This is a genomic window from [Mycobacterium] manitobense, from assembly GCF_025821665.1.
Lineage (GTDB): Bacteria > Actinomycetota > Actinomycetes > Mycobacteriales > Mycobacteriaceae > Mycobacterium > Mycobacterium arseniciresistens.
In genome coordinates this window covers 249,532-263,367 of record NZ_JACKSJ010000235.1, presented here as the reverse complement: position 1 = coordinate 263,367, position 13,836 = coordinate 249,532, and the positions used below count along the sequence as shown (strand labels likewise).

The window sequence follows — 13,836 nt, the reverse complement described above, 5'->3', positions numbered from 1 at the left end:
GAGCGCATCGCGAACGCGGGCGGCACCGCCCAGGCCGCGGCGCTCGACGTCTCGGACCCCGACTCGGCCGCCGCAGCCACCCAGCAGGCCGCCGGCCTCGCCGACGGCGCGCTGCACATCGTCGTCAACAACGCCGGGGTGACCAGGCCCGCGATGTTCGGCAAGACGACCCAGGATTCGATGCGGCTGCTGTTCGACGTGCACGTGCTCGGAGCGTTCACCGTCACCCAGGCGGCGCTGCCGTACGTGCCGACCGACGGCACCGGGCGGATCATCAACGTGACGTCCGCCGCGGGCCTGACCGGCACGCTCGGCCAGGTGAACTACTCGGCCGCCAAGGCGGCGATCATCGGTTTCACCAAGTCACTCGCCCGCGAACTGGCGATCAAGAACATCATGGTCAACGCGCTCGCCCCGCTGGCTGCCACGCCGATGACCGAGACCATCCGCAGCAACGAGAAATTCGCGGCCAACATGATGAACCGCATCCCGCTGAAGCGGTGGGCCGAGCCCTCCGAGGTGGCAGGCGCGTTCGTCTTCATGGCCTCCGACGCCGCGTCGTACGTCACCGGCCAGGTGCTGCCGGTCGACGGCGGCATGGTCATGTGATGATCGGACGCGATGACTCGCCGCTCGCCGGCATCACGGTGGTGACGTTGGAGCAGGCGGTGTCGGCGCCGATGTGCACCCGCGTCCTCGCCGACTTCGGCGCCAGGGTGATCAAGGTGGAGAACCCCAACGGCGGCGACTTCGCCCGGCACTACGACGACGTCGTCAAGGGCCAGGCCGCCCACTTCGTGTGGTGCAACCGCGGCAAGGAGTCGGTCACGCTCGACCTCAAGGCCGCAGGCGGCGTGGACGTGCTGCACCGGCTGCTCGACGGCGCCGACGTGCTGGTGTCCAACCTGGCGCCGGGTGCGATGGCGCGAATGGGATTGGCCGCAGCGGACCTGGAGGTCCGGCACCCGCAGGTCATCGGGGTGGAGATCGACGGCTACGGCCCCGGCGGGCCGATCTCCGACAAGCGCGCGTACGACCTGCTCATCCAGGCCGAATCTGGGGCGTGCGCCGTCACCGGCTACCCCGGCATGCCGGCCAAACCCGGTCCGCCGGTGGCGGACATCTCGACCGGGCTGTACGCGGCGCTGTCGATCGTGACGCTGCTCTACGCCCGCGGGCACCGGGCCGGCGGCGCGGCACCGTCGGTGGCCGTCAGCCTCTTCGACACCATGACCGACATCATGGGCTACCAGCTGACCTACACCCAGCATTCCGGGATCGACCAGCAGCCGCTCGGCATGAGCTCGCCTGCGGTGGCGCCGTACGGCTCGTTCCCCACCCGCGACGGCCAGACCGTCGTGCTCGGCACGACGAACGACCGCGAGTGGCAACGGCTCGCCCGCGAGATCATCGACCGGCCCGACCTGGCCGACGACACGGCGTACGCCACCAACTCCGACCGCGTCCGGCGGCGCGACGCCCTCAATGACGCCATCGGAACATGGTGTGCACAGCACGATCTCGCGCACATCCAGAAGAAGGCGGACGATGCCGGGATCGGGAACTCCCGCTACAACCTGCCCAGCGAGGTCGTCGCACACCCACACCTGGCCGCCCGCGACCGGTGGCGGCCGGTGGACACCCCGGGCGGTGAGATCATGGCGCTGCGACCACCGCCGGTCATCTCGGACTTCGAGCAGCCGATGGGCGCCGTGCCGGGGCTGGGCCAGCACACCGACTCGGTGCTCACCGGGATCGGCCTGACCGCCGAGGAGATCGCCGCGCTGCGCGAGCAGCGGGCAATCGGCCCTGCCTACCAGTAGTTCTCGAATGGATCGGAGCAGTCTCATGCGCGAAACGGTGATCGTCGAGGCGGTCCGCACGCCGGTCGGCAAACGCAACGGCGGGCTGTCCGGGATGCACGCGGCGGACCTGTCCGCGGTCGTGCTCAACGAACTCGTCGAGCGCGCCGGTGTCGACCCCGACGTGATCGACGACGTCGTCTGGGGCTGCGTCTCGCAGGTCGGTGACCAGTCGAGCAACATCGGCCGGTACTCGGTGCTGGCCGCGGGCTGGCCCGAACACATCCCCGGCACGACGGTGAACCGCGCGTGCGGGTCCAGCCAGCAGGCGCTGGACTTCGCCGTGCAGGCGGTGATGTCGGGTCAGCAGGACGTCGTGGTGGCCGGCGGTGTCGAGGTGATGAGCCGGGTGCCGCTGGGCGCCGCGCGGTCGACCGGGATGCCGTACGGCCCGAAAGTGCTTGCGCGATACCCGGACTTCGGGTTCAACCAGGGCATCTCGGCGGAGATGATCGCCGAGAAGTGGGGGTTCTCCCGCACCCGGCTCGACGAGTACTCCGTGCGCTCGCACGAACTGGCCGCCGCAGCGCAGGACGACAAGGCGTTCGACGAGCAGATCGTGCCGGTGTTCCCGGACGGTGCCGAGCCGGTGGTGGCCGACGAAGGCGTCCGCCGGGGTAGCACGGTCGAGAAGCTCGCCGGGCTCAAGCCGGCCTTCGCCGAGGACGGCGTCATCCACGCCGGCAATTCGTCACAGATCTCCGACGGTGCGGCGGCGCTGCTGGTGATGGCCGAGGACAACGCGATCGCACTCGGACTGACCCCGCTCGTGCGCTACCGCGCCGGCGCGGTCACCGGGGCCGATCCGGTGCTGATGCTCACCGGGCCGATCCCGGCCACCGAGAAGGTGCTGCACAAGGCGGGCGTCAGGATCGACGAGATCGGCGTGTACGAGGTCAACGAGGCGTTCGCACCGGTCCCGCTGGCCTGGCTGGACGACACGGGCGCCGACGAGGCCCGGCTCAATCCGCTCGGCGGGGCGATCGCCCTCGGCCACCCGCTCGGCGCATCCGGCGCGGTGCTGATGACGCGGATGATCCATCACATGCGACACAACGGAATTCGCTACGGGTTGCAGACCATGTGCGAGGGCGGCGGCACGGCCAACGCCACGCTGGTCGAACTCGTCGCCTGACGGTAGGAGACCCATGCAGCGAAACCTGTTCACCGAGGACCATGAGGCGTTCCGGCAGCTGGCCCGCGACTTCGTCGAGAAGGAGGTGGTGCCGCACTACCCCGAGTGGGAGAAGGCCGGCCGGATGCCGCGCGACGTCTTCAAACAGATGGGCGCCCTCGGCATGCTCGGTATGGCGATCCCCGAGGAGTACGGCGGCGCAGGCATTCCCGACTACCGCTACAACGTGGTGTTGCAGGAGGAGGCGGCGCGGGCGTTGGTGACGCTGTCGACGGTGCGCACGCAGCTCGAGGTGATCCTGCCGTACTTCCTGCACTACGCGAACGACGAACAGCGCAGTCGGTGGTTCCCCGGCCTGGCGGACGGGACGCTGCTGTCGGCCGTCGCGATGACCGAGCCCGGGACGGGATCGGACCTCGCCGGGGTGCGCACCACCGCGGTGCGCGACGGTGACGACTGGATCGTCAACGGCGCCAAGACGTTCATCACCGGCGGGATCCAGGCCGACCTGGTGGTGGTGGTCGCCCGCACGTCGACCGACCCGGACAACCGGCGCAAGGGACTGTCCCTGCTGGTGGTGGAGGACGGGATGGCCGGCTTCACCCGTGGCCGCGAGCTCGAGAAGATGGGCTGCAAGGTGCAGGACACCGCCGAGCTGTCGTTCGCCGACGTCCGGGTGCCCGCGGCGAACCTGCTGGGGGAGGAGGGCGAGGCGTTCTCCTACCTCGGACACAACCTGCCGCAGGAGCGGCTGACGGTGGCGGTCGGTTCGGTCGCCCAGGCCCGTTCGGCCATCACCGCGGCCATCGGGTACACCCGCGACCGCAAGGCGTTCGGCACCCCGGTGGCATCCTTCCAGAACACGAAGTTCGAACTGGCTGCCTGCTCGACGGAGGTGGAGGCGGCGCAAGCGATGCTCGACCGCGCGGTCGCCCTGCACGTCGACGGCGAACTGTCGCCTGCGGACGCGGCACGGGTCAAGCTGTTCTGCACCGAGATGCAGGCCCGCGTGGTGGACCGCTGCCTGCAGCTGTTCGGCGGCTACGGCTACATGATGGAATACCCGATCGCGCGCCTGTACACGGACGCGCGGGTGGCCCGCATCTATGCCGGCACCAGCGAGGTGATGAAGGTGATCATCGCCAAGTCGCTGGGCCTGTAGCTCCGTCTCCGGGTCAGGCCCTGGTCGCGGTCAGCAGCAGGTACTCCCAGTCCATGCTGGACGACGCGCTCAGGACGCTGTCACCCACCGCGGCGATCTCCGCGTCGAGCGCTGCCACCCGGTCCGGATCACCCTCGATGTTGCGGTAGACGGCGATCGTCGGCCCGTAGGTGGCCTTGAAGTAGTCGCGGAACTCGGCCCCGTCGGCGAAGTGGTCGACCTTCAACATCCGACGCTCGGTGACGACATCGGTGACGCGGTCGCCCAGCAGCGCGCGGACGTGATCCTCCTGGCCCCACAGCGGTGGGGGCTGCGCACCTGCCGGGGGTGGCGGTGCGTACGGCTTCATCGCCGCCCACAACTTCCCGATGTGGCCTTCCGGTGTCCAGCTGATCAGCCCGATCCTGCCGCCCGGCTTGCACACCCGCACCATCTCGTTCGCCGCGAGCTGGTGGAACGGCGCGAACATCACCCCGATGGACGACATCACCACATCGAATTCGGCGTCGCCGAACGGCAGTTCGTGCGCGTTGGCCTCCCGCCATTCGAGGTCGACGCCGCGCTCGGCAGCCGACCTGGCGCCGGCCTCCAACAGATCGGGGCACAGATCGCTGGCGACGACGCTGGCGCCGGTCTCCGCGGCGGGGATCGATGCGTTCCCGGTGCCGGCCGCCACGTCGAGCACGCGGTCGCCTTCTCCGATGCCGGTCGCCGCGACCAGCACCGGGCCGAGCGGGGACACCAGTTCCGCCGCGAGTCGCGGATAGTCACCCGTGGCCCACATGGCGCGGTGCTTGGTTGCCACCGCCTGATGGTCGACGGTCGAAGATGGGTTGGTCATTGTCGTCTCCCTCGGTGAATCGGCTATCTGACATCGTGCGCCAACCGGTACCGGGTATCCAGTAGCAAATCTGTACCGTCGTCAGCAGAGATCGAGGCGCCCTCAATGAGCGAGGGTCAGGCGGCAGCTTTCGACATGGTGAGTCGATCCGTTGCGGAAGTCGAGCAGGCGGACGGTCGTGTAGAACTCGTCGGCTTCCGGCGTGAAGCCGCTGCTACCGCGACCTTCGGCGGAGAACCCAGGGTCCTCGTCCAACGCTGAGTTCTCCCGCTGCGCCGAGCCACGCATTCCCAGGCCCGCCGGGGATGCCCAGTACCGCTCCGGGTTGAAGCTCGCGAGGAGCTGATCGGATCCGTCGTCGTCACCCCACAACCGGAGGGACGCCTCTTCCTTCCCAGGGCGGTCGATGTAGGACCGGGCATCGCTTTCCGACATGGCGGCAACTGCTTCGACGATGGCCAGAGAATTGCCGTTGCCTGCGTCCTGTAGCTCGAACTGTCGCACCTGCACGATGCCGGCGGCGCCGACCGACCCGCCGCAGGAACCCGCATAGGCGTGAGCGATCCCGGCCGGGGCGAGGACCGCCGAGCCCAGCCCGATGGTGCAGGCCACAACCGTGCCCGCCGCCAGCTGCCTGAGTCTGTGCGTCTTGTTGCCGTCGGGCACTGAGGGGTGACGCCTGCGGGCCGAGATCGTGGCGATGTTGTTGTGAATCATGGTGTCGCTCCTGATGGATGACTGATGAGGAATCACTCGAGTCACTTCGGCGGGCCGCTGGTGGTCCCCGTCCAATGCCCGTCGTAGTAGTTGTCGGTGGACGTCTCCCCGTTGATGTCCTTGAAGGTGCAGGTGGAGAGCCGCGATCCGCGGCCCTTGGGTCCCGAGGGCGCCGTGGTGCCGTATGTGCCGCCGGCGGCCTTGCATTCGCTCTTGATCGTGTTCTCCGAGATCGGCTCGGCCCCCGCGACAGCGGCTGACCCGAGGGCCAGGCCCAGTGCGACCGCGGGGACCGCAAGGTAGCTGGTCAAACGACTGCCGGTCGGCTTCTTGAAAATCATGTCCTTCTCCTTCAGATGAGCTTTGGGCTGGAGACCAATGCTCGGCCGAGGGGACGTCGGCCATCTAGTCACGGATCTGTAGCGACTCTGGTTCTGCATCTGTACTAGTCAGCGTGGCGATCATGCGGTGTACTGGTAGCAGCGTTTGCTGACCCTGCGGAGGTGGGTGCAGATGGCGGGTTACGGTCAGTTCTGTCCAGTGGCCAAGGCCATGGAATTGCTCGACGAGCGGTGGACCGTGCTGGTGGTCCGTGAGTTGCTGGCGGGGAGCACGCATTTCAACGATCTCCGTCGCGGCGTGCCGAAGATGTCGCCGACACTGCTGTCCAAGCGGTTGCAGACCCTGACTCGCGCCGGAGTGGTCGAGCGATCCGAAGTCGACGGCCGCACCATCTACACGTTGACCGACTGCGGGCGGGAACTGGTCGGCGTGGTGGAAGCCCTTGGAGCGTGGAGTGTTCGCTGGATGAGTGATCTCGTCGAGAAGGACCTCGACCCCAGCGTGTTGATGTGGGACATCCGCCGCACCATTGCGCTCGAGCAGTGGCCGCGGACGCGAACCGTGGTGGCGTTCCGGTTGTCGGGTGCGCCTCCGAAGGCTTCGTCGTGGTGGCTGATGGTTGCCGACGGTGAAGCGCAGGTGTGCGACTTCGACCCCGGATATGACGTCGCGGCGACGGTGTCGACGACCTTGCGAACGCTGAGCCAGATCTGGCGTGGAGACCAGTCCTGGCAGCGTGGGTTGTTGGACGGCTCGGTCGCCATCGAGGCATCCGGCGACGTGCGACGCGCTCTGCCCTCCTGGATCGGCCAGTCGAGCCTCGCGGCGGTGCCACGACCGGCGTGAGGTCGCGCGCCGGACTTGGGACCGGTTGACGCGCCTCAAGGAAGCGGGACCGGTGCCGCAACGGGTCGTATGCGGTCCCGATCTTCATGTGATCCGGGGTCCAAACATTCGTCCGCTGAGACCCTTGTCACACGGCGTGAACCAACCTACTGTGTGTTCAGTCGGTTGGTTGAACGAAGGAGTTCGGTGTCCGCGCTGCAGTCGCCACGGCCCTACGCCACGCTGCTCGCCAAGGGCGAGGACCGTCGGCAGCGCATCCTCGGAGTCGCCGAACGGCTGCTGGCCCGCAACGGCTGGCGCAACACCTCGCTGGCCCAGATCGCCCGTGAGGCGGGGGTGACGCCTGCCGGGCTGCTGCACCACTTCGAATCGAAGGAACAGCTGCTCAACGCGGTGCTCGACGCCCGTGACTTCGACGACGACACCCACGCCGACCGGACCGGCGACCTGTTCCAGGAGATCGCCCGGGTCGCCGAACGCTTCGAGCGGGCGCCCGAACTGGTGGGCACGTTCACGGTGCTGCTGGTGGAGAACATCGCGCCCGACGCCCCACTGCACGACCGACTCGTCCGACGTCACCGCGCCGCGGTCGACATCGTGGCCGACATCATCCGGCGCGGTCAGCTCACCGGTCGGTACCGCCAGGGGATCGACGCGGCCACCAAAGCCGTCGAGATCCTTGCCTTCGTCAACGGAATGGAGACCTCATGGTTACTCGATCCTTCGATACCCCTGACCGAGGCGTTCAAGGGGTACGCCGAGATGCTGGCCCGCGAGTTCACTCCCGTAGCGGACCACAGCGTGGTGATGGAGAAGTGAGCGTGGACTTCGACATGAGGTACCGGCTCGACGTGGTCGCGCCCGGGGTGTCGGACGCCGTGAAGTTCGCCGGCGGCTGGCTGTACGACCGCGCGATGGCCGGCTGGGACGTCACCGTGCTGCTCGACCGCGACCGCGACGGCGAGGACGTGCGGCCGTTGGAGATCCTCGGTGCGGTCGTGATGGACCTCGAGTCGGTCCTGCAGTCGTGGGCGCAGCGGCCCCACCCGCAGACCGTCGCGGTGTCGGCCGACATGTTCGCCGCCGACCCCCGGGTGCGCATGCACGTGCTCACCGCGCTGAATCAGGGCATGACCGAGGTCACCCTGTGGGGTGAACAGTGGCCGGCCGAGCTGGAGACCAACATCGACTCGGTGCGGCATGAACTGAGTGCGGCGGCAAGGGCGTTCAAGGCCCAGGCACTGACCGCCGTGGGTGACCCGAACAGCGTGGGCTACATCGAGACGTTCCGCTGCGGTGAGATGGCGTGTCCCTCGGTTGCCGCCGACCTGATCCCGGCCGGCTGACGGGGATCACCGGAGGTCGATGACCACCTTGCCGACGGCTCGACCGTCGGCCACCCGGCGCAGCGCCGAGGCCGTGTCGGCCAGCGGGTAGACCGCGCCGATGTGCGGGGCCACCCGTCCCGACTCGGACAGCGCACGCAGTTCGCCTTCGTTGCGCGCGTACTCGCCGGGGTCGACGTCGCCGAACTGGAAGCCGACGATCTGCACGCCCTTCACGAGCACCAGGTTCAGCGGGATACGCGGGATCTCACCGGAGGCGAAGCCGACCGTCACGAACCGGCCACCGCGGCGAAGCGACCGCAGGGCGGGCTCGGACAGTGACCCGCCGACGGGGTCGATGACCGCCGCCGCGCCGTCGGGGACCGCGTCGCGCAGTGCCCGGCGCAGCTCGCCGGCACGGTGGTCGACGACGTGGCGGGCGCCGTGTTCGATTGCGGCGGCCAGCTTCTCGGCGGAGGAGGCGACGGCGACGACCTCGGCGCCGAGCGCCGCGCCGAGCGTCACCGCAGCCAACCCGACGCCGCCACCGGCGCCCAGCACGATCAGCGGGTCGCCTGCGTCGATCCGCGCCGTCGAGCGCAGCGCGTGGTAGGCGGTGCGGTAGGCCACCCCGAACGCCGCCGCGGCCGGCATGTCCACACCGTCGGGGATGCGCTCGACACCGTCGGCGGCCACCGCCACCTCCTCGGCGAACGCGCCGTACATCCCGGTGCCCCGGACCCGGTCGCCGACCGTGAATTCCATTGTCTGCGGCCCGCATTCGACGACCGTCCCGGCGAACTCGCTGCCCGGCACGAACGGCGGCGCGACACTGAGCTGGTAGTCGTCGGCGATCAGCAGCACGTCGGGGAAGTTGACCGCGGCGGCGTCGACCCGCACCCGCACCTGCCCGGCCGACGGCGAGGGCGCGGGCAACTGTTCGATGCGCACCACCTCCGGCGGTCCGTACCATGGGCAGACGGCGGCTCTGATCGTCGTCACCGGTAGTCGGTGGATTCGGCGAGTTCGGCGGCAGAGGCCATCAGCGCGGGCACGATCGGACCGAACGCCTGCAGCTTCTGGTCGTCACCCGCACGCTGGTAGCCCTGTTCGAGCACGATGGCGAGCTTCCAGCGGGCCAGCACGAGGTAGTAGTCCAGGTCGTCGACCTGCCGTCCGGAGACCTCGGCCCAGTGCGCGACGACCTGGTCGCGCGACGGCATCCCGCGCATGTCGACGTAATCCATCCCAGAACCGCTTCTTGGGGCCTCCGGCGCTACGGCGTCGACCGGCCAGCTCTGCACCATCCACGCCAGGTCGAGCTTCGGGTCGCCGACGGTGCCCATCTCCCAGTCGACGATGGCGGCCATCCGGGCAGGCCCGCCGTGGCGGTACATGACGTTGGCGAACTGGTAGTCGCCGTGCATCAGGCCGGGCACGAAGTCGAGCGGCCGGTGGGCACGCAGCCACGCGGTGGCGGTGTCGAGGCCGTCGATGTCGCGGTCCTTGATGCGCTCGAAGAAGCCGGTCCAGCGGTCCACCTGACGCTCGTGGAATCCGTCGGGGCGGCCCAGGTCGGACAGTCCGCGACCACGCCAGTCGACCTTCGACAGCAGCGCGATGCCCTCGGCGAGCTGATAGGCCAGGCCGGGCCGGGCGGCCGGGTCGGAGTGGAACGGTTCGGGCCAGTCCCGCTGGTCCATCGGCGACCAGCCGTCCACGAATCCCATCAGGTAGAACGGCCGGCCCAGCACCGCCGGGTCGGCGCACACCGCGATCGCGGCGGTGTGTGGCACCTCGGTGCCGTCGAGCGCCTCGATGATGCGCCACTCCCGCAGGATGCCCTTGTCGCGGTCGGGCGGTGCACCGGGAGGGGGCATGCGCAGCACGCATTGTGTTGCGCCGCGGCGGATCTCGTAGATCACGTTTTGCGTTCCGCCGGACAGGAAGCGGGTGAGCAGCGGCTCGCCCGCACCGGGCAGCGCGGCCTCGTCCATCCATGCGGAGAGTCGCGCGGTGTCGAGCCCGCCGTCCGAGTCGGTCACAGGTTGCCGACCTCGGTTTCCAGGAAGTCGGCGTACTTGGCCCGGGCCGCCTCGCGCTTGCGCGGAATCCACTCGGTGGGCCAGACGTCGTCGGTGGGCTGGTAATCGCGCAGCACCTGCTTGGCCACGGTGGTCTTGTGCACCTCGGTGGGCCCGTCGGCCAGGCCCATCACCGCGGCGCCGGTCACCATGCCGAGGAACGGCATCTCGTTGGTCACGCCGAGCGCGCCGTGCACCTGCATGGCCCGCCAGGCGATGTCGTGCAGCACTGTCGGCATCGCCACCTTGACCGCGGCGATGTCCTTACGGACCTTCTTGTAGTCGTTGTACTTGTCGATCTCCCAGGCCGTGTAGAGCACCATCAGCCGGAACTGCAGCAGCTGCGCGTACGAGTCGGCGATGTAGCCCTGCACGAACTGCTTGTCGGAGAGCCGGCTGCCCTGGGTCTCTCGGCTGAGCGCCCGCTCGCACATCATGTCGATCGCCTTGCGGGCCAGGCCGATCGTGCGCATGGCGTGGTGGATGCGACCGCCGCCGAGCCGGGTCTGCGCGATGACGAACGCTTGGCCCTCGCCGCCGAGCAGCGCCTCGGCGGGCACCCGGACGTTGTTGTAGTGGATCAGGGCGTGGCTGCCCTCGTTCTCACGCTCGCCGTAGAGGCCGACGTTGCGCACGATGTCGACGCCGGGCGTGTCGGTGGGCACCAGGAACATCGACATGCCCTGGTATGCGCTGACATCCGGATTGGTCACCACCATTACGATCAGGAAGGACGCGGTGGCGGCGTTCGACGAGAAGAATTTCTGGCCGTTGATCACCCAGTCGTCCCCGTCGCGCACCGCACGCGTGCGGAACAGCGTCGGGTCGGCGCCGGCGTGCGGCTCGGTCATCGAGTAGCAGGAGAACAGTTCGCCCTCGAGCAGCGGGCGCAGGTAGCGCTCCTTCTGGGCGTCGGTGCCGTAGTGCGCGATGATCTCGGCGTTGCCGGTGTCGGGCGCCTGGCAGCCGAACACGATGGGAGCCCACTGCGAGCGGCCGAGGATCTCGTTGAGCAGCGCCAGCTTCAGCTGTCCGTAGCCCTGACCGCCGAGGTCGGCGCCCAGGTGCGTGGCCCACAGCCCGCGGCGGCGCACCTCCTCCTTGAGCGGGCCGATGACCTTGCGCCGGTTGGCGTCCAGCGGCATGTACTGCTGGTGCGGGAAGGCGAGGTCGAGCGGTTCGACCTCCTCGCGGACGAACTCGTCGGCCCAGTCCAGCACCTTCTGGTACTCGGGGTCGGTCTCGAAATCCCACGCCATCGTGGTCTCCTTCGTTATCGGGTTTCGGCCCGGTTGTGGCCGGCGATCAGTGCCGTGATGTCCGCGCCGACGACCTCGGCGAACGAGCGGCCGCCGAAGGCGCCCGCCGCCCAGTGCCGGGCGCCCTCGCTGACGAGGGTGTGGGCCAGGTAGGCCAGGTGCGTGACGTCGACGTGGTCCGCCAACGTGCCGTTGCGTTGCGCCGTCTCGAACAGTTCGGTGAACATCCCCGCCTCGTCGGCGACCGGTTCCTCGCCCGCGAGGATCCGGTGCTCGTGGCGATAGCCCTCGAGGATGGCGGCGATGACGAGTTCGGGAGGGTTGCGCGCCATCGACCTCTCCAGATCGGTGAGCGCGGCGGCGATCGCCGCGGACAGCTCGAATGGCTTGTCGATCATCGTGAGCACGGTTCGCCTGGCCGATTGCGTCGACATCACGCCGACTTCGAACAGCACGTCCTCCTTGCGCGGGAAGTAGAAGTAGAACAGCGCCTTGGAGACTCCGGCCGCCTTGCAGATGTCGGCAACGGTGGTTGCGCCGTACCCGTTGGTGCGCCACAACGCCATCGCCGCCTGCACCAGCATGCGCTTGGTCTCCCGCGACCGCGCCTGTTGCAGCGACGTGCGGCGCTGACCACGGTCAACTGACGTCCGACCGTCCGCTACCGCCATGAATGCCGAATCTAGCAGCATTTCCGCGTTGCACAAGAGTTGACCGATGACTAACTTGAGCCGTACCGTCGACGCGTGCCCGAGTCGCCGTTCGCCGGTCCGGTCCGCCAGTTCGGCTATGTGGTGGACGACTTCGACCGCGCCCTGGACGGCTGGCTGGCAGCCGGGGTGGGGCCGTGGTTCGTGCTGCGCGGGCTGCCGCAGGCGGGGCTGTATCGCGGCGAGCCGTGTGAGGTGACGCTGTCGATCGGGATGACGAACATCGGCGACATGCAGATCGAGGTGATCCAGCAGGAGGACGACGCGCCATCGGTCTACTCGGAGTTCCTGGCCTCCGGCCGCCACGGGTTCCATCAATTGGCCTGGTGGGTGGACGACTTCGACGCGGCACTGAAGGCCGCCGCTGACCGGGGATGGCCGGTGGTGTGGTCCGGCGGGCAGGACGTCGGCGTCCGGTTCGCCTACGTGGAACCGCAGGCGGGTCCGGCGGCGATCTACGAGATCACCGAGCGCAGCGACGCGATCGTCGGCCTGGACGCGATGCTGCGCGCCGCCACCGCCGACTGGGACGGCACCGATCCCGTGCGCAGGCTGAACTGACGGTCGCGCACACTCGCGGCGAAGGGGTCGTCAGAGGTCGGCCGCGAGCGAGGCCACGAATTGCTCGGTGCGGCGGCGGGATTCCCGCCGTGCCGCGGCATCGGCGCCGAGGGGGACCACCCGGGCGGCGAGGTCGGTGACACCGGCGTCGCGGTAGCGGCGCAACCGGGCAGCCACCGCCGACTCGTCACCGGCCGCCATGGTGTCGCCGACATCCTGCGCGTCACCGTGCTCGAGCAGGCGGACGTAGTTGGGGGAGAAGTCGGCATGCCCGAGCACCTCGCTGGCGTACGCGCGGGCATCGTCCACCTCGCCGGCAGCACACAACGCCACCGGAACGCCCGCGACGATCCGGGGCGCCGGGCGGCCCGCGCCGTCGGCCGCGGCGGTGATCCGGGGGGCGATGTGGCTGTCGATCGTGCGCTCGTCGGCCATCCACAGGATGGTGCCGCCGGCCCGCTCACCGGCCAGGCGCAGCATCACCGGTCCCAGCGCGGCGATCAGCATCGGGGTGGTGAAAGTGTCGGTGACGTCGATGGTTCCGTGCACGCGATAGCCGTCGTTCTCCACGTCGACCGCACCGGGGCCCGACAACGCGGCACCGAGCACGTCGAGGTACTCGGCCACCTGCCGGGCCGGCCGGTCGTAGGACAGCCCGAGCTGCCCGTCGATGATCCAGTGATGCGACGGCCCGATGCCGAGTGTGAACCGCCCGCCGCACGCCACCTGGGTCGTCGCGGCCTGCTGCGCCATGATCAGCGGGTGCCGGGTCTGGATGGGAACGACGGCCGTGCCGAGTTCGATGCGTTCAGTGACCCGGCCGAGCAGCGCGACCGCTGTCATCGCATCGAGATAGCCGGGCACCTGGGGGAACCAGAACGACGCGAAACCGGCGCTCTCCGCGGCTGTTCCGTCGGCTAGCAGACCGTCGAGCCGGTCCGCGCGCGGCCGTTCCCGGTCGGAACCGACCATCAGACCGATTCTCACCGGAT

Annotated in this window: 16 protein-coding genes; 8 read left to right on the top strand and 8 right to left on the bottom strand. The window is 69.1% G+C overall.

Annotated features, from left to right (window positions below):
- From H7I41_RS26465 to H7I41_RS26450, 4 genes are all read left to right on the top strand, one after another.
- The coding region (locus H7I41_RS26465; RefSeq protein ID WP_264015595.1) for an SDR family NAD(P)-dependent oxidoreductase at positions 1-609 on the top strand (609 nt) is incomplete at its 5' end.
- Entirely contained in the window at positions 609-1,823 is a 1,215-nt protein-coding gene (locus H7I41_RS26460) for a CaiB/BaiF CoA transferase family protein (protein WP_264015594.1), read from the top strand. The genes H7I41_RS26465 and H7I41_RS26460, both read left to right, overlap by 1 nt.
- 25 nt (positions 1,824-1,848) lie before the next feature.
- Positions 1,849-2,997 carry a thiolase family protein gene (locus tag H7I41_RS26455; protein ID WP_264015593.1) on the top strand — a complete coding sequence of 383 codons (1,149 nt, stop codon included), beginning with the start codon at positions 1,849-1,851 and terminating at the stop codon, positions 2,995-2,997.
- Between the two features lie 13 nt (positions 2,998-3,010).
- Positions 3,011-4,159, top strand: coding sequence for an acyl-CoA dehydrogenase family protein (locus H7I41_RS26450; RefSeq protein ID WP_264015592.1), 1,149 nt, complete (start codon positions 3,011-3,013; stop codon positions 4,157-4,159).
- Positions 4,160-4,172: 13 nt separating this feature from the next.
- Here H7I41_RS26450 and H7I41_RS26445 read toward each other — a convergent pair whose 3' ends face one another.
- The 3 genes from H7I41_RS26445 to H7I41_RS26435 form a co-directional block, all read right to left on the bottom strand.
- Positions 4,173-5,000: a class I SAM-dependent methyltransferase gene (locus H7I41_RS26445; protein ID WP_264015591.1), complete on the bottom strand. Its 828-nt coding sequence runs from the start codon at positions 4,998-5,000 to the stop codon at positions 4,173-4,175.
- A gap of 102 nt (positions 5,001-5,102) precedes the next feature.
- A complete protein-coding gene (locus H7I41_RS26440; protein WP_264015590.1) occupies positions 5,103-5,753 on the bottom strand; it encodes a hypothetical protein in 651 nt (216 codons plus the stop codon).
- A 5-nt stretch (positions 5,754-5,758) separates the two neighbouring features.
- A complete protein-coding gene (locus H7I41_RS26435; RefSeq protein WP_264015589.1) occupies positions 5,759-6,058 on the bottom strand; it encodes a hypothetical protein in 300 nt (99 codons plus the stop codon).
- 172 nt (positions 6,059-6,230) lie between these two features.
- Here H7I41_RS26435 and H7I41_RS26430 point away from each other — a divergent pair, with 172 nt between their 5' ends.
- The 3 genes from H7I41_RS26430 (at position 6,231) to H7I41_RS26420 (ending at position 8,251) form a co-directional block, all read left to right on the top strand.
- Positions 6,231-6,905 carry a winged helix-turn-helix transcriptional regulator gene (locus tag H7I41_RS26430; protein ID WP_264015588.1) on the top strand — a complete coding sequence of 225 codons (675 nt, stop codon included), beginning with the start codon at positions 6,231-6,233 and terminating at the stop codon, positions 6,903-6,905.
- A gap of 186 nt (positions 6,906-7,091) precedes the next feature.
- Positions 7,092-7,724: a TetR/AcrR family transcriptional regulator gene (locus H7I41_RS26425; RefSeq protein WP_264015586.1), complete on the top strand. Its 633-nt coding sequence runs from the start codon at positions 7,092-7,094 to the stop codon at positions 7,722-7,724.
- Positions 7,725-7,738: 14 nt separating this feature from the next.
- Entirely contained in the window at positions 7,739-8,251 is a 513-nt protein-coding gene (locus H7I41_RS26420; protein ID WP_264015616.1) for a hypothetical protein, read from the top strand.
- 6 nt (positions 8,252-8,257) lie between these two features.
- Here H7I41_RS26420 and H7I41_RS26415 read toward each other — a convergent pair whose 3' ends face one another.
- The 4 genes from H7I41_RS26415 to H7I41_RS26400 are packed head-to-tail and all read right to left on the bottom strand — an operon-like array spanning position 8,258 to position 12,244.
- Entirely contained in the window at positions 8,258-9,223 is a 966-nt protein-coding gene (locus H7I41_RS26415) for an NADPH:quinone oxidoreductase family protein (protein WP_264015615.1), read from the bottom strand.
- Positions 9,224-9,228: 5 nt separating this feature from the next.
- Positions 9,229-10,227, bottom strand: a complete 999-nt coding sequence (locus tag H7I41_RS26410; RefSeq protein ID WP_264015614.1) for a phosphotransferase family protein — start codon at positions 10,225-10,227, stop codon at positions 9,229-9,231.
- A 44-nt stretch (positions 10,228-10,271) separates the two neighbouring features.
- The gene (locus tag H7I41_RS26405) at positions 10,272-11,573 is read right to left on the bottom strand and encodes an acyl-CoA dehydrogenase family protein (RefSeq protein ID WP_264015585.1); all 1,302 of its coding nucleotides are present in this window, start codon (positions 11,571-11,573) and stop codon (positions 10,272-10,274) included.
- 14 nt (positions 11,574-11,587) lie between these two features.
- Positions 11,588-12,244: a TetR/AcrR family transcriptional regulator gene (locus H7I41_RS26400; protein WP_264015584.1), complete on the bottom strand. Its 657-nt coding sequence runs from the start codon at positions 12,242-12,244 to the stop codon at positions 11,588-11,590.
- A gap of 75 nt (positions 12,245-12,319) precedes the next feature.
- On the opposite strand from H7I41_RS26400, the gene H7I41_RS26395 reads away from it, so the two are divergent.
- Positions 12,320-12,844: a VOC family protein gene (locus H7I41_RS26395; RefSeq protein WP_264015583.1), complete on the top strand. Its 525-nt coding sequence runs from the start codon at positions 12,320-12,322 to the stop codon at positions 12,842-12,844.
- A 30-nt stretch (positions 12,845-12,874) separates the two neighbouring features.
- Here the strand turns inward: H7I41_RS26395 and H7I41_RS26390 are convergent, their stop codons facing one another.
- Positions 12,875-13,831 carry a TIGR03564 family F420-dependent LLM class oxidoreductase gene (locus tag H7I41_RS26390; protein ID WP_264015582.1) on the bottom strand — a complete coding sequence of 319 codons (957 nt, stop codon included), beginning with the start codon at positions 13,829-13,831 and terminating at the stop codon, positions 12,875-12,877.
- Positions 13,832-13,836 lie beyond the last annotated feature (5 nt).